General features: G+C 36.1%; 17 protein-coding genes. 7 read left to right on the forward strand and 10 right to left on the reverse strand.

Features of this window, described 5'->3' with window-relative positions; all coding sequences use genetic code 11:
• Nucleotides 1–126 precede the first annotated feature (126 nt).
• Complete coding sequence (gene ppa / locus COMX_RS05445) at nucleotides 127–648, forward strand: inorganic diphosphatase (RefSeq protein ID WP_034337885.1); 522 nt, start codon at nucleotides 127–129, stop codon at nucleotides 646–648.
• 156 nt (nucleotides 649–804) lie between these two features.
• Nucleotides 805–1,449, forward strand: a complete 645-nt coding sequence (nfsB, locus tag COMX_RS05450; protein ID WP_034337888.1) for an oxygen-insensitive NAD(P)H nitroreductase — start codon at nucleotides 805–807, stop codon at nucleotides 1,447–1,449.
• 123 nt (nucleotides 1,450–1,572) lie between these two features.
• On the opposite strand, the gene COMX_RS05455 is transcribed toward nfsB, so the two are convergent.
• The 10 genes from COMX_RS05455 to COMX_RS05500 all read right to left on the reverse strand — a co-directional run bounded on the left by COMX_RS05455 (nucleotide 1,573) and on the right by COMX_RS05500 (nucleotide 16,426).
• Nucleotides 1,573–2,001, reverse strand: a complete 429-nt coding sequence (locus COMX_RS05455; protein WP_034337891.1) for a hypothetical protein — start codon at nucleotides 1,999–2,001, stop codon at nucleotides 1,573–1,575.
• 61 nt (nucleotides 2,002–2,062) lie between these two features.
• The gene (locus COMX_RS05460) at nucleotides 2,063–2,830 is read right to left on the reverse strand and encodes an ABC transporter ATP-binding protein (RefSeq protein ID WP_034337893.1); all 768 of its coding nucleotides are present in this window, start codon (nucleotides 2,828–2,830) and stop codon (nucleotides 2,063–2,065) included.
• Entirely contained in the window at nucleotides 2,824–3,759 is a 936-nt protein-coding gene (locus COMX_RS05465) for an ABC transporter permease (RefSeq protein WP_034337896.1), read from the reverse strand. Before COMX_RS05465 ends, COMX_RS05460 begins: the two co-directional genes overlap by 7 nt.
• Nucleotides 3,756–4,808, reverse strand: coding sequence for an ABC transporter substrate-binding protein (locus tag COMX_RS05470; protein ID WP_034337899.1), 1,053 nt, complete (start codon nucleotides 4,806–4,808; stop codon nucleotides 3,756–3,758). The genes COMX_RS05465 and COMX_RS05470 overlap by 4 nt, the downstream gene beginning before the upstream one ends.
• Before the next feature lie 177 nt (nucleotides 4,809–4,985).
• Nucleotides 4,986–6,266 carry a glycosyltransferase family 4 protein gene (locus tag COMX_RS05475; protein WP_034337902.1) on the reverse strand — a complete coding sequence of 427 codons (1,281 nt, stop codon included), beginning with the start codon at nucleotides 6,264–6,266 and terminating at the stop codon, nucleotides 4,986–4,988.
• Between the two features lie 115 nt (nucleotides 6,267–6,381).
• Entirely contained in the window at nucleotides 6,382–7,446 is a 1,065-nt protein-coding gene (locus tag COMX_RS05480) for a hypothetical protein (RefSeq protein ID WP_051461894.1), read from the reverse strand.
• An 84-nt stretch (nucleotides 7,447–7,530) separates the two neighbouring features.
• A complete protein-coding gene (locus tag COMX_RS05485) occupies nucleotides 7,531–10,581 on the reverse strand; it encodes a glycosyltransferase (RefSeq protein ID WP_034337905.1) in 3,051 nt (1,016 codons plus the stop codon).
• A 49-nt stretch (nucleotides 10,582–10,630) separates the two neighbouring features.
• Nucleotides 10,631–12,544, reverse strand: a complete 1,914-nt coding sequence (locus COMX_RS05490) for an SEL1-like repeat protein (RefSeq protein ID WP_051461895.1) — start codon at nucleotides 12,542–12,544, stop codon at nucleotides 10,631–10,633.
• A 37-nt stretch (nucleotides 12,545–12,581) separates the two neighbouring features.
• Nucleotides 12,582–14,144 (reverse strand): HlyD family type I secretion periplasmic adaptor subunit, encoded by a 1,563-nt coding sequence (locus COMX_RS05495; RefSeq protein WP_034337908.1) that lies wholly within the window; start codon nucleotides 14,142–14,144, stop codon nucleotides 12,582–12,584.
• A gap of 2 nt (nucleotides 14,145–14,146) precedes the next feature.
• On the reverse strand, nucleotides 14,147–16,426 hold the full coding sequence (locus COMX_RS05500) for a peptidase domain-containing ABC transporter (RefSeq protein WP_084051518.1): 2,280 nt from the start codon (nucleotides 16,424–16,426) through the stop codon (nucleotides 14,147–14,149).
• Between the two features lie 450 nt (nucleotides 16,427–16,876).
• Here COMX_RS05500 and metH point away from each other — a divergent pair, with 450 nt between their 5' ends.
• The 5 genes from metH (at nucleotide 16,877) to COMX_RS05525 (ending at nucleotide 24,751) form a co-directional block, all read left to right on the forward strand.
• Entirely contained in the window at nucleotides 16,877–20,371 is a 3,495-nt protein-coding gene (gene metH, locus COMX_RS05505) for a methionine synthase (RefSeq protein WP_034337912.1), read from the forward strand.
• A gap of 162 nt (nucleotides 20,372–20,533) precedes the next feature.
• Nucleotides 20,534–21,898: a hypothetical protein gene (locus COMX_RS05510; protein WP_034337916.1), complete on the forward strand. Its 1,365-nt coding sequence runs from the start codon at nucleotides 20,534–20,536 to the stop codon at nucleotides 21,896–21,898.
• Between the two features lie 86 nt (nucleotides 21,899–21,984).
• Complete coding sequence (locus COMX_RS05515) at nucleotides 21,985–22,206, forward strand: hypothetical protein (RefSeq protein ID WP_034337918.1); 222 nt, start codon at nucleotides 21,985–21,987, stop codon at nucleotides 22,204–22,206.
• Between the two features lie 187 nt (nucleotides 22,207–22,393).
• Nucleotides 22,394–22,783, forward strand: coding sequence for a hypothetical protein (locus COMX_RS05520; protein WP_034337922.1), 390 nt, complete (start codon nucleotides 22,394–22,396; stop codon nucleotides 22,781–22,783).
• 246 nt (nucleotides 22,784–23,029) lie between these two features.
• Entirely contained in the window at nucleotides 23,030–24,751 is a 1,722-nt protein-coding gene (locus COMX_RS05525; RefSeq protein ID WP_034337925.1) for a Na/Pi cotransporter family protein, read from the forward strand.
• Nucleotides 24,752–24,772: the final 21 nt, after the last annotated feature.

The raw sequence follows: 24,772 nt of genomic DNA on the forward strand, positions 1-24,772 counted from the left end.
ATTAATAAATATTAATAATTACACTAATACCATAAAATATCTAAAAGGGAAAAATAGCCTTCAATGTTGAAAGAATCAAAATAAATCGCTATGATTCCGCATCTTAATAAGAATTGGAATAAAATTATGGATTTATCTAAAATTGCTGCTGGCAAAGATGTGCCAAATGATATTAATGTTGTTATTGAGATCCCCAAAGGATCAAAAGTAAAATACGAAGTAGACAAAGATAGTGGTGCTGTTTTCGTTGATCGCGTTGTATTTACCCCAATGGCATATCCTGCTGCTTATGGATTTGTTCCAAATACCTTGGCTGCTGATGGTGATCCAATTGATATGTTGGTTTTATGCCCAGAACCCATCATCCCAGGATGCGTTATTCGTGCACGCCCGATTGGTGTATTGAAAATGGAAGATGAATCAGGCATGGATGAAAAAGTCATCTGTGTTCCTCATGATAAAATCCACCCTCTTTATACCAATATTAAAGAAGTTTCAGAGCTTCCAGAAATCACTCGCCAAGAAATCGAACATTTCTTTACCCATTACAAAGACCTTGAAAAAGGCAAGTGGGTTAAAATCCAAGGTTGGGATAACAAAGCCAAAGCTTGTGAATTAATTGAAACTTCAATTAAAAATTACAAATAATAAAATAGTTCTTTATGCAAAGACTGTTTACTAAAATAGTCTTTGCATATCTGATATTGATTAACCAGCCCTCTAATTTGATATAATTTTTAGTTTATCATTGAACTACTTTAAGTTACGCTTTAGGTGAAAGACCTATTCTTAAAGGAAATTACAATGAATATTGTTGAAATATCTCAAAGACGTTATACAACAAAAAGATACGATAAAAACAAATCAGTTTCTAACCAAGATCTTGATCAACTCCTTACCGTTCTAAGAAACAGCCCTTCCTCAGTAAATTCTCAGCCTTGGCATTTCTTTGTTGTTAATAATAAAACATCACAAGATAAAATCCTTCCTGCCATTGCAGAGTTCAATCATGCTCGAATTACTGATTCATCTTACACTATTATCTTTTGTATCAAATCTTCAATAGAGGATAGCTATCTTAAACATCTTTTAGATACCGAGATTAAAGATGGTCGATTTACTGATCCTAAGATTGCACAAAGTATGGATCGTGATCGCCGTTTTTTTATCGATCTTAATAATAAAACACAAACTGATTTACATCGTTGGGAAAGCTGTCAATTATATCTAGCTTTGGGACAATTTATGTTTGCCGCCGCATCTATTGGCATTGATTCAACCCCAATCGAAGGATTTGATCCCGTAAAAATGGATAAGCTGTTGGGATTAAAAGAAAAAGGCCTACAAAGCGTTGTGGTTGCCAGTATTGGTTATAGAGCAGATAATGACAGCAATGCGACAAGACCAAAATCACGATTACCTAAAGAGGAAATATACACATTTGTATAAACGTGAAATATTAACATATTGCTTAAATCTTATTGACTATTTTTTCAATTAACTTTCGAATAAGTATTCTTTTAAGAACTAGTTATTATATATGAAGTTATATCATTATAGCTTCATATATAATTATATAAAAAAGATAGCTATTACCCGAAAATATAAATCAAATGATATCACATAAAGAAAACAAAGAATTATAGAAATTACAATAGTTATAACCATTTGTATATTATCACTAAATCTATAAAAGGCTTTTTTAATCACTTCAAATTCAAAAAAACTCTTAATTAAATTAACGTATCGTATTGATAACCATAACAATACAACAAGACTGGAAATTGAAATTATGACTAATTTGAATGGTATATTTTCATGGTGAGCAATAGCAAATGTTTGAATACTAGCTATACAAGTAAGGCAATAAAAATATTTTTTAAGTATATTATTTCCGCAAATTGTAATATTTTCTAAATCTTTTAAATCTGTTTTTAATAAGTGTTTATTTTTTGAAGAAAATTTAAAATTTTCCTTCATATCAACTAATTTTTTTTTCATGAAAAATACATTTAAAAATCCTTCATAAAATTAAAACAACAATTTTAGCTACTCTTTCACTCTACCAATCAGACTTATGCCCTAATAATTCAAAAATCTCTCGGCGGATTTTTAAAAGCTCCTCAGAATCTCTATGTCTTGGGTACGCCATATCCAATTTAAACTCACCAATAATATGCGCAGGACGTTGCTTCATCACGATAATACGGGTTGCCAATAATAATGCTTCCTCTATATCATGCGTGACCATTAGGCCAGTGAATTGTTTGTTTTTCCATAGATTAACCAACTCTTTTTGCATCGTAATACGGGTTAAACTATCCAACTTTCCTAAAGGTTCATCTAAAATCAGAACACTAGGATCATTCACCAACGCCCGTGCCAATGCCACACGTTGCGCCATCCCACCGGAAAGCTGTGATGGATACGCATTGTCAAACCCTGCAAGTCCAATCATGTCCAACATATCCGTAATGGCTTTATCATCCTTTTTCTTTTGGATTTTAAAGCCCAGTTCAACATTCTGTCGAACCGTTAACCACGGAAACAACGTCGGATCTTGAAACACCACAATACGTGATGGATCAGCTGACAGTATTTCTTCACCATTCGCTGTAATAGAGCCTTCTTCTGGACGTTCCAACCCTGCTACCATACGCAGCAAGGTCGATTTACCGCAACCAGAAGGCCCCAAAATCACTACAAACTCATTCGGTTCAATGGTTAAATCAATTTTTTCCAAAACAGGCAAATCGTGATCGTCAAGACTATAGCTATGACTGACATTCGTAATGTCAATTTTTTGTTGTTTATTCACAGCTTCTACCATTTAATGCTTTCCTTTTGCCAACGCAATAAACGATTACGTACTTTGAATAATAACGTCATAAACGAAGTACACATCACTGCCATAATAAATAATGCTGCGTACATATTGGGGTAAGCTGCCCATCCTTGCGCCCATTGCATATAGAACCCAAGACCTGCTTTTACCCCAAGCATTTCGGCAACAACCAACATGTAAAAACAAGAACCAAGTGCCATAAACATCCCTACAAACACAAAAGGTAATGCCGCAGGAATTGCAACATGGCGAATAAGAAACAAAGGTTTTGCACCCATTGTTTTAGCAACATCGTAATAACTGGGATTAACGCCAGCAATCCCTGACCATGTCAAAACCGCCACAGGAAAAGAAGCAGCAAATGCCATTAATAACTCACCAGCCACAAAGCTGGATGGAATAACCGCAAAAAGCAGAGGCAAAAAAGCGACTGGGGGCAAAGGACCTAAAAACCTTAATACAGGATGCGCCCAATAACCAAATAATTTGGACCATCCCATTCCAACCCCAATAACAAAACCAATAATACACCCAAGGATATAACCACCAACCAATAACATCATTGAATGTGCTAGTGAGTTCAACAATTTATACCAATCGGTAATAAACACATCCAATAACTCTTGAGGAGCACCAAAAAATGGTCTGGGTAATAATAATAACTTTGCTTGAATAACTTCCCAAATACCAATAAAAAACGCTAGGGCCAAAATCCAAGCCCCGTAATAACGTACTTTATTTAAAGGTAAAGAGATGGCGCTTAACACAGCAATCCCCAAACACACCAAAGCAAATGTTATTGTTCTGGGAAATTCATCTGCATTTGGAATCAAATAAGTCAACCCTGCTGTGAATAACCATGCAGCAGAACCAACAACTTGAGGCCAATAGGCATTTTTTACAACCTGTTTCATCCAGCGAAAAGATCCTGTGTTACTTTATTTGCATAAGTTTCAGAATTTAAACTTTGTGGGAAAACACCAATTTTCTTTAGCTCATCCGCATAAAACGTAACGTCTTTATTAAGTTGTTTTCCAACAGACTGCTCATGCGTCCCTTCTGTTTCCAAAATCGCAGCAAGTATTTGTGCGGATACTTTGGGAGCATAAGGTTCAAACATTTTGGCAGCTTCCATCTTATTATGATGTACCCACTGCCCCGCTTCTAAAATAGCTTGTGTAATTGCTTTGGCTACCATCGGTTCTTTGCGGATCAAAGAACCACGTAATCCAACCACACAACAAGCAACATGCTGCCACTTACCCTCCATATTTGAATCAACGGTAATCAACTGATTTTTTGTTTGAAATAAATATGCCAAAGGATCATCTAAACCTGCGGCTTGAATCGCTCCGCGTTTTAATGCAAGGGGTAGCATATCCTCTGGGAATTGACGCCAATTGACATCTTTTTCAGGATCAATTCCAATCTCTTTAAATCTTATACTAAAGAAATTCTTTGCAGGACCGCCAATATCGCCAACCCCAATCGTTTTACCTTTTAAATCAGCAAGTGTTTTAATTGTACCATTTTGTGGTGCTAATAAATGTAAACAACCTGAGTGTAACCCAGCAACCAATTTTACATCGAAACCTTGTTGTAATGGTTTTAACCACCTTAACGCCATTCCTGAAGCACCATCTGCTTTACCTGTTGACATAGTTTCAAGCATTTGATCAACAGAACCCGCAAAATCAATAAAATTAACATCAAGATTATATTTTTTAAAAAAACCTTTTTGCTGAGCTACGGGAAAAGCCGCCGTACAAATCGAGTCTGCACTCCAAGCTAACGTAATTTTTCTTGGTGGACCTTCTAGTTTTACTGTATCGCCAATACTCGGAAATGCAGTATTCCCCTCTGCAGCCATTGCCTTATATAAAGAATTTACAAATAACGCTGCCCCAGAAGCAGCTAATAAAGAACGTGAAAACTGTCTACGATTAATAAAATGATGCCCCATGATTTTTTCCAAAACCTAATTTTAAAATAATAACATTGTTATATTTATTATTTAGAGGTTTTCCAAGAAAATACAATCGTAATTTTAAGTATAAAATTATAATAAACTATATTTATACGTATATTAATATCAAAAAAATAACTTTATCCCTACGAAATAAAGCTATTTTCTCTATTTTTAATCTTGAGCTTGTGTTGCTCTTTCAGCAGGGGAATTCCCTAAATTCAAAGAAGGTGTTCTGCGATGAATTAAATCATCAATCAGATTTTCATAATTACTTATATACTCATCCATTGATAAACTTCGTTCAGCTTCAGCTCTGGCAGCTTTACGAATAGATAAAGCAAGTTTTTTATCCTCAAGAACCTCTAATATACGATCTGTTAATGCATCATGATCCAAAAACGGCGTTAAAATCCCTGTAACACGATCTGCAATAAATTCTTGAACAGGCTCTGTATCACTAGCGATAATCGCACAACCAGTCGCCATAGCTTCTCTTAAAGACCAAGATAAAACAAAAGGATAAGTCAAATAAATATGTGCATCAGAACGTTTCAATACCTTACTGAAAACATTATAGGGCACGTTACCAGCGAAATGTACTCTAGACATATCAAGTTTATCATGAACTTCACGTAACATGTAATCACGCCAAGTCATTCCTCCGTCTAAAACTGCGCCATAGCTGACCTGATCTCGACCAATTAATACAACTTTAACATCAGAACGCTCTTTGAGTAACTTAGGCAATGAACGCATAAAAATATGAAAACCACGATATGGCTCAAGACCCCTAGCAACATATGTTACCAAAATATCCTTTGGTTTAACTACAAAATTGTCTAGTTTAAGGTCTTTTTTATAAATAGATGGTTCAGGAGCACATTTCTTTAAATCAACCCCTTCTCTCAAGATTGTAATCTTTTTTTGAGCCCAATCTGGATATGTTGAATGCTGGAATAAAGTTGGCGTCTGCCCCCAACCAGGATTCGTTGCAGAAACAAGATTAATAGTATTTTTAATCCGAACTCGTGCAGGCAACAACTCATCCGCAGGAAATTCAGGGTCAAAATCAACATCTAATCCTGAAGAGTGATAGTAAAATTCAGTATAATTTAAAACTGGAACATCTGGGTAAACGTCTTGAAAATTTAACATTTCCCCCCAACCTTGATGTCCAATAACAACATCAGGCTCAAATCCCAAAGCTTTTAATGTCTTAGCTGTCTTATAAACCTCATCCCCTCTTTTTATTGCCGTATCAAGCTCCCCTAATGGTGCTTGCAATCCCGGAGCTGGTTCAACTTGTTTATAAAAAACAGATCTAACACCTTCTATTCTTGCATCTGTAGGTTGACTAATAAAAACAATTTCATTCCCACCTTGTTTAGCAAGATGACGAACAATATGCAAATACTGTCCTGGAAAATTTTGATGAATAAATAAATATTTCACAGCAAAACCAATTCATATTAACAAAGCCCTGTTGCCGATAAGTAAAAACAAAACAGGACTATATATATTCAAACAAAAGTCTACATTTTTTTATGTAGACTTTTAAAACAACATATTATTTACTTTTTTTGTTGTTGCTTTTTTGCTCTGCAACCTTCGCTGCAGCAGCTTTAGCCGCTGTGGTTTTTAATTTTACATTACTTCTGGCTGATTTTGCAGGCACTATTTTTCTAATTACTTTCTTAGGTGGTGTTGTTTCAGAATCATTACCAATTATACTTTGCCCACCACGACTAACAACTTTACCATCTGCAAGAGAAATCAACTCAAAACAGATAGCCTCTAAAGGTGCCACTGATTCAGCTGATAAAATACTATCATCTTCAATTGGTCCAACCTTTGTACCATCAACAAATGTTGCACTTAAACGAATATGGTATTTTTTCGCAGCTTCTTCACTTAATTTTACACGCAAACCACACAACGGCAAGGCCATTCCTCGGCTACCACAGAATTGATCCCCTTTATACCAAGGAGACATCCATCCTTTACCTAACACGGCTTGATATTCAATATCATCTGGCTGGATATATTTTTTAATATTTAATCCAAATCCCTCTATCCAGGTTTTGCTGTCTGGATTACCAACCCACTCACCAGATTGAACAACAACGTCGCCCATTCCTTGCACATGAGCAAACACAGTAATATCATTTTGAGATTTTGCGACCGTTTGTTTTGCAGAAGTTTGCTGTTGGGTAGTTGGCTGCTGCATCCCAACTGCTGGAACTTGTTGATTATCTATTGAAATAAGTTCTGGTGCATCATTTAAACGCACGACTTGCAATTTTGGTGCTGGTTGCTGACTAGATGGATTTTGATATACAGTCACAAGTATTAATCCAGAGCCACCTGAAATACGTATAAGTGCAGCACTTTTTTCTGCACCTAACCATCCATCATTTTCAAAGGTCTCAATAGTTACTTGTGCGGATTGTTTAAATGGTGGCAAAGAAATACGTAAACCTGGAAAACCAAAATTATCTGCTGGGCTTTGTCCTGGTGCATGATAAATACAATATAACCCTTCACCAAGGCTCATCAAATGTCCATTAACATTTAGATCAATAACCCTTTGTTGATTTGGATTTTGTTGAGACGTTTCTTTGCCATCTGACATTTTTTATTCTTCCCTGCTTTTAACAATACTTTATATTTTATTCTTAATTATCATAATATAAAAACGATAACAATTTATCATTGTTTATCGATTATCCTTTTTGTATCTTACTTTCTTACATAAATTTAATAGCATATCATTTTGCTCAGGAATAGCCATTAAAGATGATAAAATCCATCCTCTTTGTGTATTTTTAATACGCTGTGCAATTGCACCAAAGTCAAATGCAACCGTTTCCAAACCAGAACGCCATGCAAGACTAAGCGCGTAACACCAAGTTTCTGGCCAGATTGCAGGGAAAAAAGCGATATCTGCATTCTGTTGCTTAACTAAAGAAATAGCCTCTTCCTCTTGATAAGTTCCAGTAATAAAAAGACGATCTGTTTTCTCAAACAATCGATCATCAACCGTACGCCCTACCAATGAAAATTCTAACGGTAAATCTCTTTGATCTGCGTCTTTGACCAACTGGTGGACAATATTAAACCCTTTTTCTATACCAATAGCACCTATAAAACACACCTTAAACCGCTTTGAGGAAGTAGTAAGTTGACTATTTTGGTTTTGATTACAAATTTGTGAAAAATATGATAACTGTTCTACAGATAAATCCGGACGATCATCTTCTAAATTTTGTATTTGTATCTCTTTGATACTAGAAAAATGACGATATATACGATTGGCTGTATCCTGTGAAGGTGCAATAATTAATTTAGCATCTCGTAGTTCTTTTTCAGAACGATCTATCCATTTTTGCATATGAATAGGTTCACTCTCATCAAAAAGTTCTTTACCAATACATATTTGACATTTAGTTAAATCATTAGGCTCACCACAATATACTTCTTGTTTATTGATTAAGGAAATTCTAGGGCAAAAAGACATGTAATCATGCACATACATTTCATATTCAATTTTCAAATCTTGCAGTAAATTACGTATCATCACATGATGTCCTGCAAAATGATGCACTTGCATATAAAGAACAGATCTATTTTTTAAAAACTCTAATAAATCATCATATTCAGACGGTAGATTAAATTTAAAATTAGGATATAATTCTTCGATATCTACATTTTGAAAAGAAGGAGATTTTAGTTGAATTTCGAGTTGACAGGCGTCTCCTAACAATGTTGGGCGTATAAATATAGGTGTCACTCCTTTTAAACGCAACTCATTAGCACGCTCTTGTACTGCCCTTTCTACTCCTCCTCCATAGGTATGGGTAATAAATAATGCATATTGTATTGGTTTAGACAGTTTTACTTGTTTTTTTTCTAAATCCTGCAAACGATATAGATCCACTTTACGACGCACAGAACGTAAAAAATCTTTATCAATATAGTCCATAACCATTTCATCATAATCTGGATAGAGTTTATTTAAAATACCCAGATTACGCTTTAATAAAGCTTGCTTGCTATTTTGGAAAGAAACGCCACCTTTATGTCCAACAAAACAACCTGCTGCTAATACATGCCGCCACCCTAAATGTTGAGCGCGCATACAAAAATCATTTTCTTCACCATAGCCTTGGGCAAACAAATTTTCTCTGAATAAACCTGTTTGAGATAAACAATCATGGCGTATGAACATACAAAACCCATGTGCAGTTGGCACATTAATTACCATATCTTGGTGTGTTTTTTGCATATACCTCATTAAATTTTGCACTGATTTCAAAGACGGAATAGGATTTACTTTGTCATGATAAGGATAGGAAAAAATACTAGCATCATTTGAAAATGGAGTAACCGTGCCGATATTCTCTTCACTATAAGCTGCTTTATGCAAACAATCAGCCCAACCTTTGGCAACCAAAGTATCACTATTTAATAAAATAACATCATATCCAGGCCAAGCCTGTATTCCTGTATTCACTGCGCCAGGAAAACCCAAATTTTCCAAATGATGAATTAAAAAAATACTCTCATGATTTACCTTAAGTTCTAACCACTCAATAAGCTCTATATCAGGTGAACAATCATTCACTAATTGAATAACAAATCCTTTTGGTAAAGTTTTTAATACACTTTCAACGCACGCAATTGTTTCGTCAAAGCCTTTATAAACAGGAATTACAACGACAACCCTTGCACCTTGATCATCAGCTATTTCGGGATGACTCCCTTTATAGTATGCGGAAACTGGAATATAGTTTTGATGTTTTTTCTTAATATCCCTTAAACGAGATGATTTGTTTCGTAAAACCAAAGGATTAATTGGACTACCAATCAAATTCTGACCATAATCATCTTGAAACCTATATAGTCCAAACAAAAATTCATCGATCGGAATAAAAAATTGTTTGGCTCTAAAAAGAGGAAATTCTAATGTGGCGACATCAAATTCCTTAATCGCTTGCAATTCTTTATAAAATTTTCCATATTCATCAGTAACATAAATAGTTGGAATACGATCAGGCTCTGCTGGATACCATAACCATCCTTTGACAAATTTATCATCATTCTCTACAAAACCTTCCGTACGAAGAATGGCTTGTATATCGATAGGACTACCAACTAATGGAGTATCCTCAATTTCGACATGTAGATAAGAATACCCTTCCCAACCTGGTGGTAAAGAAAAGAATGGATCTAGTGTTTCAAATATACATTCATTGTCCAAAAATACTGAGACATGCTTACGATGCCTATTATCTACCCACACTTGACCCACAGAACCAATTAACCCACAACAGCCCTCTTTACCTGCACTTCTTATAATTTCTCTAATCATTCCCCAAGTTTTATTAGTTGGGCAATAGCGAGATAAAGCATAGTGTAATTGTTCTATAGATTGAGATAATTCTTTTTTATGAGCCAACAATATTGCTAAAACCAACCATCCTTCGTAGAAATCAAATTTCTTCATCAAAGGAACTAGTAAACTATAAGCATCGTCATATTGTCTCAGTTTGAGCTTTAACATCACCAAATCAAATGTAATATTCGGATTATATTCAGCTAATCGATGTGCTCTATCCATCCAACGAGCTGCCTCTTGGATATTACCTCTCGTCTTTTCATCCTGCGCTCGTACAAAAGCACTTTGAGCACTTTGACGAATGCGCTCTAATCCTTCTGCTTTTTTCTTAGTATATTCTTTTAATCTTATTTTTGGCTTTTGAGACACTGAAAGCTTTTATTAGGATCATCTTAACAATAACGATCCTAATATATTCCTATTTCTTCTTTACAAAAAATAATCCAGGAGCGACCTCTACCTTACCTGGGTTCTTTTCAGCCTCTTTTTTTGTATCCATAGATTGATTTTCAGCTGTTCCTGATTTTGTTTCAAAGTCAGTATTTTTAATTTCTGAAATTTTATCTCTTAAACTAGGATCATCTATTTGTTTAAGATCAATTTCAGCATCGACTTCACCAGACTTCAGAGCCAACTCCAACCAATATCGTGCCTGATCAAGATCTTTCGTTCCAGCTAGCCCCCTCGCTAAATAACGTCCTAACATCATCTGGGCTTTAGGGTGACCTTTTTCCGCAGCCTTCCTAAACCACTCTTGAGCTTTTTCACGATCAGGTTCTAGATGATTACCGCCACCATAAACCGCACCTAAAGAGAACATTGCAGGGACACTGCCTTGATCAGCAGCCATTTTATAAAATTTTACAGCTTCCTCTGCTAATGCTGAACCATCATTAGAGTTACCTTCAAGTAAAATATTTGCCCACAACATTTGTGCGTCAATAATACCCTCATGGGCAGCAGAAGAAATCCAAGCGTAACCTTTATCAGTATCTTGTTCCCCACCAGTCCCTTGCAATAACATTCTTCCATACCAATAGCGTGCTGGTATTACCTCTTTACAGCATTTTTTTAACCACTCTCTGGCTTGTTTTTCTTTTTCAAAATCTGGATTAAGCGAATTACTATGTAATAATGCAACTGCCAGATTAAACATAATAACAGCAAACCCTTGCTCTGCACCCGGGGTCAAGTATTCTTCAATAACATTATCAATTTGTAAGTTACTTTCGGGCAATTGAATTGCAATCTCTCCCATACTTACAATAGCAACAACATCACCTTTTTTAGCAGCAAAACCTAATAATTCAACTGCTCTTTCCAATGATTTTGGTACACCCATCCCCCTAAGATATAATACTCCCAAAGCACGGGTAGCAGCTATATGTCCTTTTTCTGCTGCAACAACATACCATCGTGCTGCCTCAGTAAAATTAGGAGGAATGTCATCATTTCCATGACCGTTCATGTCTGCCAACACAACAGCAGCTTCGATATCTCCTGCTAAGGCAGCTTTTCTTAACCAAGTTTCAGCTTGGATAAAATTTTGTTCTACCCCTTGGCCTTTTTTTAATGCTACACCATATAAAGCTTGGGCATCTCTGATCCCAAGTTCTGCTGCTTCTTTGTATAACTCTGCCGCACGTTTATAATTAGTAGGAACACCTCTACCTGTTTCATACATCACACCTAATTTATGCAATGCAGATCCCATTTTTCGTTCAGCTGCTACTTCTAAAAATTTGGCTGCTTCTGCATAATCAGCTTCACTTTCGCCTAAACGCAATAACAGTAACCCCTTCCCCATATATCCTTGTGAAGAATCATGAGAAATTGATTTATCGTACCATTCTAATGCCTGTGTGATAATTTCTGGATCTTTGGTTTCATGAGAGATCAAATAAGCATATAAAGCTTGTGCCTCAGCCAAATCTTGCTCTGCAGCATATTTTGCCCAATGACGAGACTTATCCCAATCTGGTTTTAAATTATCATAATCCACATCAGGTTTATCAAAAATATTTTGTCCAGAAACCTTTTTGACCTCAGGTATACCTCTCATATAAAGCAAAGCTAACATGTAAGCAGAGTCAACCCACCCAGCCTCGGCTGCTGCTTCATGCCATAAAGCAGCATCATTCAAATTTAGAATAACTCCATAACCATTCAGATAGCACATTCCAAGCCAATATTGAGCTTCAGGTGATTGCATAGAAGCTGCCTGTGAAAATAGATTGAAAGCAACTTCATAATCTTTATCATCATAAGCCGCTTTTGCTTTATTTAATATTCTATCAATCTTTTTATTCTTAGAACCAAATAAACGTCTCATGCTATCCTCCTAAAACTAACCATAAGAAATACTCAATTTACTGAGGATCTCGCATCCCATTTGTTAACTGTGGAACAACACCATTCATTAAATATTGAGCAACAGTTCTTTTACCCACATGAATATCGGCAGAAACTGTTAATCCAGGTGTGGGATGGAAAAAGTTAGGAACACCATGAAGTGTATATTTCTCAATTTTCAAGCGAGCTCTAAAGAAAGGCTTCTCTCTAAATGTTATTGGTGCTGCACCCAGACGGTTTGTTTCTTGCGTCATATCACCAGGTTGGAACACATCAGCACTAATATTCGTTAAAATTGCTTCAGCACCACCATATTGAGTATAAGGGAACGTACTAAATTTAATATTTGCCTTATCTCCTAATTTTAAGTATCCAACCTCATCACCAGCAACAACAGCCTCAACCTCTAACCCTGTTCCAACTGGAATCAGTGTCATAAAAGGAACGCCTGCATTCAAAACAGAACCAACAGATCCTTTGGAAATTGAAAATACAATTGCATCTTGCTCTGCTCTCAAAACTATTTTTTTACTACGTAAACGTGCTTTTTTATATTCACTGTCCTCACGTGCCAATTGCTTTAGTGAAGCGTTAAGCTCTTTGTAAACCGATCCTTTCCAGTTTTCAATATATGCAGTACGATCTGACAATAATGATTCAATTCTTTTACTTGTTCCATTCGCAGATTGCTGAGCTGTAATTAATCTACTTTCAACATCCATCAAAGTATCTTGTGAACCTAAAGTAGATAATTTACTGCCTACTTCTTCTTGCTGTAACTTTTGACGCATTTGATGCACATCTGAAGCTACTTTCACTCGCCCACGTAGAACAGCAATACTTGCTAGATAATTTTTTAACTGAGCTTGCTGTTCAGCAATTTTTTGATCAAAACTGTCAACCTTAGCATCATATTCTAATTTACGCTTTAAAAACAGATTTCCTTGCTCTACGGATGCAGAATTAGATGGATCTACTGTGTATGTTTTACCATCTGCCTCAGCACGCAAACGTTCATATTCAGCCTTATCTGTATCAACTTGTACTCTTAAATTTTCAATATCAGCATCAGATAAAGTAGGATCTAGGTGGGCAACAATTTGTCCTTTAGTAACAAAATCCCCTTCTTTCACGTCTATTGATTTAATAATACTTTGTTCTAAAGGCTGTATCAACAAAGGAGTAGTCGTTGAAATTAAACGCCCATCAGCAGATACAACTTTGTCTAACGGAAAAAAACACATTCCTAAAATCGAAAAAACAGCCAAAGCACCAATCAACCAAGTTAAATATTGAGCAGAAGCCGTCGGCGGCATATTAATTGCAGCAGAAGTGGGGGAATGAAATTCCAACAATGCTTGGGGCATATCAGCACCAAAACTATCATCTGAATCAGCATCAGGCAAATAATATCCATCAGGAACAGTCTCATCCTTTTCCCCGTCAACAACCTCGGATGTTTTAGAAACATTTTCAATTGATTGACTTTGTTTTTCAGAACGAGTCAAAGTGTTTATATCATCACTTCCATTAGGTTGAGTGCCTTCTGGTAATTGATCTTGTTTATTATCATCTACCATAATTAAACTCCTTCAGGCACCAAGCCATCGCCACTTTGATTGTCTTTATTGGTTTTACCACCACCTTGAGTATGTCTATTTTGTTGCAGCCATAAAGTGCGATAAATTTCACAGGTTTCCAACAACTCTTCATGAGTACCAATATCCTGCATAACCCCCTGATCTAAAACCATAATTTTATCACAGTTCACCAAAGAAGACAGTCTATGCGATACAATCACCATTGTTCTTCCTTTGGCAATACGCTCTAAGTTAGCATTTACCAAAGCTTCACTTTCTGGATCTAAAGCAGAAGTTGCTTCATCTAAGATCATGAATTTAGGATCCAAAATAACAGAACGTGCAATCGCCAACCTCTGACGCTGCCCACCTGAAATATTAGTCGATCCCTCCTCAATAAAAGTATCATAACCAGCAGGCATACGCTCAATGAATTCTTCAGCTCCAGCCAAACGCGAAGCTCTAATAACATCATCCATTGTTAAACCCGGACGACCTGCAGTAATATTTTCTTTAATCGTTCCACGAAATAAGAAGTTGTCCTGTAATACAACACCGAATGAGCGTCTTAAATGTGTTAAATTAATTTCGCGCAAATCAACACCATCAAGACGTAAAAAACCTGTATAATCTCGGCTAACACCTTGCAACAAACGTGTAACTGTAGACTTCCCAGAACCACTTCGTCCAACCAGCCCCAACATAGTCCCAGCTGGAATTGAGAATGTTAAATCTTTTAACGCACGACTACTACCACCAGGATACGTAAAATTAACGTTTTCAAAAGCCAATGCCCCCACAATTTTAGGACGCAATCCTGTCGTTAACGCTTTGGTTTCTGTTGGATTATTTAAAATTTCACCAGCCTGACCTAATGAAGTTTTGACTTCAGTCATCACTGACGTTAATTTTGCAATCCCTACTAATGGCGAAGCAACACGGCCACCCAACATCATAAAAGCAACAACTGAACCAGCATCAATTCCAGAGGTTGGGCTCGTGATTGCAAGATAGGCACCAATCAAAATAATACCACGATTAATAAAGAAATCTATTGGCATTACCAAAGTCTCTGGCCAGTTTTGAATTCGAGACGTCGCTAAACGCCACTTCGAAACATCAGCAATAACTTCATCCCATTCACGCCGACGCGCGGGCTCCAAAGCTAAAGTTTTAACCGTTCGAATACCTGCAACAGTTTCATACATCATGGATGCACGCCCCATCTCAGCTTCGATACGGTTTTTAAAGCGAATTGTAATGGCTGGAAAAAACAATACGACAATCAACCCAATCCCACCAGCACCAGCAACAGTAAGCCATGCTAAGGTTGGACTGATATAAAACAAGAATGGCAGAATAACCACTAAGGTAAACAAATCAAGAAACGTTGTTAGCAACCTTCCCGTAATAAAGTCACGAACAGAGTATATCTGAGAAACTTTACCAACAATACGACCTGCTTGTTGACGCTCAAAAAACTCTAAAGGCAAGGATAATAAACGGTTATAAGTATGGATAGAAATACGAGAATCCAACCTATTACCCAACACTGCCGTCAATTCACGACGAGCATACGAAATGAGAACCTCATAAAAACTCAAAATGATAAGCAAGCCAGTAATAGACACTAATGTTGCTGTTGAATGGAACGCTATCACTCGGTTAACAACCTGCATCACAATAAATGCAGGAAAAATTTGCAAGATACTGATAATCATGGAGGCAAAGCTAATATCACGCAACGACACACGTTCACGCAATACCATCTTTGTAAGCCATGTAAAATTAATTTTTGCTTCAGCTTCAGATAGATTACGATTTGCCTTTACTAAAAGAACATCACCCGTCCATGCTTGACGTAAACGCAATTCATCAACAGCAATCGGAGTATCGGTCTCTTTGCCCAAAGGATCTCGTAAAAAAACAATACGCTTCTTAGGATTAACGCCAACCATCAAGCCCGCAGAGCCATCTTTGAACATTAACACTACAGGAGGAGAGTTATATAAGCGAATTAAATATCGCCACTTTAAACGCATGCCTTTTGCAACCAATCCTTGACCGTTTAACCAACGTGAAAGGGTTGCTGGAGAGGGAGAATCTTCACCAGGTTGCTTGGCCAAATCACGGATATCTAAATCCACTCCGTGAAATTTAGCAGCAGCCATTGCGGCACGAATACGGATCATCATCGGGGAAAGACGTTCAGTTTTTTGACTTGCACCGTCTTTATTTTGCCCCGATCCTGACTGAGGGGGAATGTTTAATGGTTGATCCACGGATCATCCTCTATCAATAATCTTAACAAAATTAACTTAATGATTCCCCAAGACATAGCTTTAAATATACCAAAAAAAACACTGCAATTAACAATTTTTAATGCAGTACAGTAATATTTTGAAGTTACGATCCTAAAGAAGCACAACGGAACATATCAATTATTTGCAAATAATTCAAACCATTTCATGTCTTTTAAATAAATTAGTTTCAAGATCGCAAAAAAATAAATTTTTATTATCTTTTCTATTTTAATATATTCCATAAGAATACATTTTCAACCGCAGTAAACATTTTACATTATAACGTTTTTACACTGAACATTATATTACAACTATCGTAATCATCCATACGATCAAATAGATTTTTAATTGAAAAAAATATAGCATATACTCTATAAGACTAAAAAACTATTATTTAAAATCCTTTTTAACTATTGAGGACATGATTTCATGCCTAGGCAAAGTAAACTTCTTAATAAATTGCAAAACCATATTCTTCTTTGCGATGGTGGTATGGGATCTGTTGTCCAAATGCTTGATTTGGATACTAAGAAAGACTTTTGGGACAAAGAAAATTGTACAGAAGTCTTAAATTTATCCAGACCAGACTTGGTTCGTGATATTCACAGACAGTATTTCGAAGCTGGCGCTGATATGGTAGAAACCAATTCCTTTGGTGGCTCCACGATTACCCTCAGCGAGTTTGATCTTCAAGATCAAACCAGAGAAATTAATAAACGTGCAGCTGAAATTGCAAATGAAGCCGCTGAATTGTTTAAAGATGGTAAAGAACGTTTTGTGGTTGGATCCATTGGTCCGGGCACACGCCTCCCCTCCCTTGGGAATATTGCTTATGATCCTTTGGAAGCTGCCATTGCAGAACAATGTCGAGGGTTAATTGATGGTGGTGTGAATGGATTCTTGATTGAAACTTGTCAAGATCCTTTACAAATCAAAGCTGCCGTTAATGCCGCAAAGATCGCTCAAAGAGAAGCCAATATTTTTCTGCCCATTTTTGTTCAGGTTACCATTGAAACCACTGGAACTCTGTTAGTTGGAAGTGACATAGCGGCCGCTGCAACGATTATTGATGCGCTTGACGTGGATATGATGGGTATGAATTGTGGAACTGGCCCTCGGGAAATGGCTGAAGCGATTAAATGGTTATCTCAATATTGGCCACGCCTGATTTCTATGCAACCGAATGCTGGCTTGCCAGAACTCTTAGACGGTAAAACACATTATCCTTTATCTCCAGAAGAAATGGGACACTGGATGGCGCGTTACATAGAGGAACAAAAGATAAACATGTTGGGTGGTTGTTGTGGAACCAACCCAAATCATATCGCTGCTATGGACAAAGTGTTACGTGATAGAGCACAAAAAGAAGGTTCTGCTGATCGTCCTAAAACCATTCCACGCACGCATGTTGCAGTGCCTTCTGTTGCAAGCCTTTTCTCTTCTGTGCCTTTGCGCCAAGAAAACAGTCTTTTTTCCATCGGAGAGCGTTGTAATGCCAATGGTTCTAAAAAATGGCGTGATTTGCAAGCAGAACAAGATTGGGATGGTTGTGTTACCGTTGGACGTGAGCAGTTAAAAGAAGGCTCAAACGCTCTTGACGTTTGTATGGCGTTCGTAGGACGCGATGAAATGGCCGAAATGGGAGAGATCATTCCACGCTTTACTTCATCTATCAATGCACCTCTCGTCATAGATTCAACTGGCACAGATGTTATTGAAGCTTGTTTAAAACTTCACGGTGGTAAACCCATCATTAACTCCATCAACTTCGAAGATGGTGAAGAAATTGCAGCTGAACGGATGATACTCGCCAAAAAATTCGGTGCTGCAGTCGTTGCTTTGACCATTGACGAGGTCGGTATGGCCAAAACGCCAGAAGATAAACTACGCATCGCCACACGTTTGGTTGAATTCGCATGTGATCGTTATGGGTTACCTCAATCAGATTTGATGATTGACCCCCTCACCTTTACCATTGCAACAGGGGTTGAAGATGATCGTAAATTAGGATTGTGGACTTTGGAAGGTATTAAGGCAATCCATGACAAATTCCCAGACATTCAAATTGTATTGGGTCTATCCAATATTTCTTTTGGTTTAAATCCTGCTGCCCGTGCTGTATTAAACTCGGTTTTCTTATATCATGCGCAACAAGCAGGCATGACTTCTGCGATTATTCATGTTTCTAAAATCCGCCCGATGCATTTAATTGACAAAGAGGAAGTCAAAGTCATCGAAGATTTGATTTTTGATCGCAGAACCGCTGATTATGATCCTCTGAAGAAAGTTTTAGAAATTTTTGCAGATCGTAAAGCCTCTCAAGCTGCAGCACGCCCTGTTGCAACAACAATTGAGGAACAACTTCATGATCGTATTGTGGACGGTAATCGCAAAGGATTAGAAGAAGATTTGAAAAAGGCTATGGAAAAATACGAGCCTTTGGAAATTATTAATACCTTGTTACTGAGTGGGATGAAAACAGTTGGTGAGCTGTTTGGCTCTGGAAAAATGCAATTACCTTTTGTGTTACAATCTGCTGAAACAATGAAAGCCGCCGTATCCTTCCTTGAACCTTTTATGGAAAAAACCAGTGACGATACCAAAGGTACCATGGTTTTGGCGACTGTTAAGGGTGATGTGCATGATATTGGTAAAAACCTAGTTGATATTATTCTCAGCAATAACGGCTTTAATGTTGTTAATTTAGGCATTAAAGTGCCTGTTGCGGATATGATTACTGCCGCCAAAGAACACAAGGCTGATGCCATTGGCATGTCTGGTCTTTTGGTAAAATCCACCGTGATTATGCGAGAAAATTTAGAAGAAATGGCTGAACAAGGATTAGATATCCCTGTTTTATTAGGGGGGGCAGCTTTAACTCGTGCTTATGTTGAAGAGGATTGTTCCCAAGCGTATAGCAAGAATAATGGCCTTGTTGCCTATGCGCGTGATGCCTTTGATGGGTTGACTTTGATGGAAAAAATTTCTCAAGGTAATTTAGAAGGATATATCGCAGCACAAAAAGTGCAAAATAAGCGTCCTAAACGTGTCGCTAAAAAAGAAAAAATAGAAACTCCACCGTTAACTCTGGCAGAATCAACCAAACGCCGTCAGGAAATAGCACCTAATGAAGATGTGCCTACACCACCTTTTTGGGGTGTAAAAAAATTAGAAGCCAAGATGAAAGCAATCTTGCCCTTCTTAAACGAGCGTTCTTTGTATCAATTGCAGTGGGGTATGAAAAAACAAGGAAAAACTTTGGAAGAATTCCTTGAAAATGCTAAAACTGAGCTACGACCTATTTTGCATAAACTCATCAACCAATGTGAGAAAGAAAATATCCTACAACCACAAGCTTTATACGGTTATTGGAAGGCTGCTGCTTGTGGAGAAGATTTGATCCTTTTTGATGAAGATGGTCAAACAGAGTTATGTCGTTTTTCTTTACCCAGACAATCTGGGGCTAATCGGTTTTGTATTACTGATTTTATCCGTGATATTGATGATCCAGTGCGTGACGTCGTCGGTTTGCAAGTCGTGACCGTTGGACAACAAGCATCTGATACAACCCGAGTATGGTTTGAGGATAATCGTTATCAAGATTATTTATACTTACACGGCCTATCCGTTGAAATGACTGAAGCAATGGCAGAGTATACTCATCAACGCATGCGTTCAGAGTTGGGATATATGAGTGAAGATGATCCTGATATGAACCAACTTTTAATGCAAGGGTATCGTGGATCACGTTATTCTTTTGGGTATCCAGCTTGTCCAAATATTGAAGATCAAAAACATATTCTGAAACTCTTGAAAGCAGAGCAATTAGGCATTACTTTATCAGAGGAATGGCAGTTACATCCAGAGCAATCCACATCTGCACTGGTTATTTTTCATCCAAAGGCAAAATATTTTATTGTATAAAAAAACTAGTCTTTTTTAATTTATAATATAATGAATGTCTCAAAAGATGAAACCATTTTAAGCTTTTATTAATATAATTGATCAATATTGAAAAATTAATATCGGTCAATTATACTACCAAAAATTTTTTAAAAATTACTATTAAATACCAAGGGACATAGTATGATCATTTTTGAAGGGGAGGAACTATATCTACACCATCACGAGGGTAACTCAGATTATATTATAATTACATTTTTAGGGGGATATGAAAATCATCTTGCAAAAGAAACATATTATCTTCTTCCTATTGTAGAAAAATATAATATATCCTGTTTAGGTATTACACCCAAAATTGATAATCATTATCTGCACTCAGATATGAATCATATTATTCCATTATGTAATGAAATTACCAAAAAATATAAAAAGATAATTGTTCTTGGCCCTTCTATGGGGGGCTATGGGGCATTAAAATATTCTAAACATTTGAATGCTGATATCGTGCTAACCCTAGCACCTAGAGCTACTATTAATCAAGATTTATGCCCTATAACAACTAATGCAGCACAAACACTAGAAAGGTTGACCAAGGAAGAAATAGAACAATCCACGATTGATCAAAATGATCTAAAAGGAAATATATATATTCTTTATGATCCTTTAAGTGATCCTTCTTGGCTAGATAAACATCATGTTGGATATTTACTTCAAGAAATCTTCCATGCAAACTTTATCCCTACATATTACACTGGGCATCTAATTACTTTACACTTGAAAGGATCAGCGTATTTAAAATCTATTATTGATGCTTTAGTGCAAGGCGACAATCAAAATATTATAAAGACAATTACTTATATCAGACGACATCATATTGCTAATGTATTGGCCAAAGCGCAACGTTTTTTGAAAAGTCATACATTTCTTACTTATAAAATGCTTACAAGCGCTGCTTTTAAAAAAGTTAAGGATAATCATATTATACAAGAAGATTATTGTTTTCGTTTGAAATTATGCTATTGGCTGAATGTAAAAGGATACCAGTATGAAAGCTCGGAGTACTTAAAATCTATCTTTTTCTATCATACACAAAAGATATCGTACGAAGACATTAAGCTGCCCATATCCCTTAATCCATACCCTTATCTTATAAACTATAATGGTTACTATTTAGGTTATAACTTTGTTACAAAAAAACTAATAGCTATGTTAAATCTAGGGGACGCAGCTTATTGTATACCTCTGCAAATATTTAAACAAAATGGTAAAATCAAATTAATTTGTTTTCATAACAATATTATATTTGAGTTGAAATATAGTGAAGATCAAGAGTCGTTTCAAATAGCTTTATTATCAGATGATTATACTGCGGATCATGTAAAATTGAGCTTTTCAGCCTATAACATTTTTGTTCACACAAAAGATAAAAAACATTATATAGGCATTAATGAAATTACTTCGTATATATCTCATTCTGCATTTATACCCAAGGAATGGGAATCTTTTACGCCAATCTCAATGGTATCTCCTATGGAAACAATAATTTAAGAGTTATTAGCTACTTGCTTGACCATTAACCATAATATTTTTTTACTTAATAAATCAAACCTGTTTCGGTTATTTTAGGTTATACAATGACACTTAACCGTTATTATCAGCATGATGAGATGGATGGATATTGCGCATTAAAATACTCCAAACAATTAAATGCTGATACCGTATTAGCTATACCCTCTAGGCAGATTTTGGATTCAGATACTGGTCCTTTACCCAAATCTGCAACTGCCATAAGAACTCTGCTGCTAGAAGAAATTAAACACTCGACAATACACGACCAACCTTCATTATACTTCTAATTCTATTAAAGAATGGAAAGACTTACACCAATATCAATAAGAATATTCCTATCGGGTAAACGCATGGCTTGATCTAAACTCTATCCCACCATTTTGATAAAAAAATTTTGTAATCTTGTAAAAACAGAAAATAATATACATTATATACATTGTATCTTACAAAATAACAAAATCACTTAGGTAAACAATGTCAATAAAACACTTTTTTATTACCAAAAAAAATGAAAATTCTATTTTGAAAGAAGTAGATAATCAGCTTGTAATGATTAAAAAATCTAACACACCAAGCAAGATTTTTTTATCAACTTTAAATATGAAAACAGCTATCATTCATAACAAAAAACGTATCTTTGATTGTGTTGATTTGAATGAATTTGGAAAAGATACTTATAGCCTTAAAAGTAGAGAAAATAGCAAATATTACTCTTCAAATCCTTTAAAAACATCAAACTCGCCATCTTCATTTGTTGCAAATAGAAGTAATCAGCAAGAATGGGAACATTTTAACTTAGATAAAACAAAAAATATAATGTTGCATAATGAAGTATTAAGCACTTTAAATAAAATCTCTGAATAAATTAACAACATATAATTTAGTAAATTTTCAAATTTACTAAATTATATTATATTTAAAATCACATATCATTTTATCAAATCAATAATTAACTAAAACTATCTCCTTATTGCTTATTAACATATTACTATGATATGTTTGTTGGCATTAATATTTTAAAAATTACTTATTTCCTTACATATTTGATTGAATTGGCTATAGACCCATATAGTCCCATAAAAATTTCTTTATTTAAAATGAGGTTTATCGTTGGATTTTGTTAGTGTCATAGATCTTGCCGGCAGTGTTGCCCTTTTATTATGGGGCGTGCATATGGTACAAACAGGGGTACAACGTGCTTTTGGAGCAAGGCTGAATCACGTTTTATCCAAAACCTTACGCAATAGAATACAAGCATTTTTCGCAGGTCTTGGCATCACAGCGGTTCTTCAATCATCGACTGCAACTGGGTTAATGATTACCAGCTTTACCGCTAATGGGGTTATTGGATTACCTTCGGCCTTGGCAGTAATGCTGGGCGCCAATGTTGGAACGACTTTAATCGTTCAACTTTTGTCCTTTGATGTCTCTCGGATTGCCCCTCTTTTTGTATTAATTGGGGTTATCATGTTCAGGCGTGCAATGAATACGGTTCGTGATTTGGGCAGATCTTTTATTGGTTTGGGATTAATTTTAATTTCGTTGCATCAATTCCTGGTCATTTTGCAACCCTATACAAACCAACCATCTTTACGAATGATGTTAGGCAGTATCGCTGACATGCCATTAATCGCTGTATTAATTGCATTGGTTTTAACATGGATTATGCATTCCTCTGTGGCCGTAGTTTTATTAATTGCGTCTTTTGCATCTCATAACGTAATTTCACCAGATACTGCCTTTGCTATGGTCATTGGGTCTAATATTGGCACAGCGTTAAATCCTGTTCTAGAAGGTTCTGGCAAAGATATTGTTTCAAAACGGTTACCCATTGGAAATTTATTTAATCGTCTTATCGGCGCTGCGATATGTCTGATTTTCCTTTCTCAACTCTCCAGTTGGTTTGTTTATTATTATCCTGATATAAATAGATCAGTCGCAAATTTTCATACCTTATTTAATATTATTACTGCGATTGTATTTTTACCTTTTTTGACCCCTTATGCAGAATTCTTAAAACGAGTAATGCCTCGGCCAAAAGAGGAAAAAATCGAAGATCCATCAAAACCTATTTACTTAGACAAATCAGCCATTCAACAATCACCTATGCTGGCGATCAGTAATGCTATTCGAGAATGCTTACGCTTGTGTGACGCTTTGGAAAAAATGATAAATGGCGTAGATAATACTTTAAAAAGTAAAACACCTCAAATCGCCATTGAAGCGCGCAGAGTTGATAGTATCTTAGACAAATTAACAAATTCTATTCAAAGTTACGTCACAGCACTTGATCCTGAATCTTTAAATCGGCATGAGCTAACACAAACAGAGCGAATACTGACTTTTTGTACTCAAATTGCCAATGCTGGTGACGTGTTGGATCGTAATGTTTTACCTACCGTCCAGAAAATGGCAAAACAACGTATTGTCTTACCTGATGATATGATGGATCCCTTAAAAGATATGTTGAAACGCATGCACAAAAACCTTCGTATGGCAGCAACTTTACTTATGAATGAGGATGAAGATCTGGCGATGAATTTAGCCGAAGAAAAAGATGTTTTTAGAGAAATCGAAAATAAAGCAAATTCTATTTATTATAATGGCTTACGTGATGAAACTGAAAACAAAAAATTACAAATACAGCTAGGATCTTTTATGTTAGAATTGGCCAGAGATCTAAAACGTACCAATACCCATATTGTTGCTTCTGCTGCTTATCCTGTCTTAGATCAATCTGGATTGTTATTACCGAGTAGATTACAAAATAAAGAAGATGTTGACTCACTCTCAGAGGATGAAACTTCTTCCAATAAAAATGATATAGATTAATTTACTTTAAAATTATTATGC

The organism is Commensalibacter papalotli (ex Servin-Garciduenas et al. 2014), assembly GCF_000527695.1.
Taxonomy (GTDB): Bacteria; Pseudomonadota; Alphaproteobacteria; order Acetobacterales; family Acetobacteraceae; genus Commensalibacter; species Commensalibacter papalotli.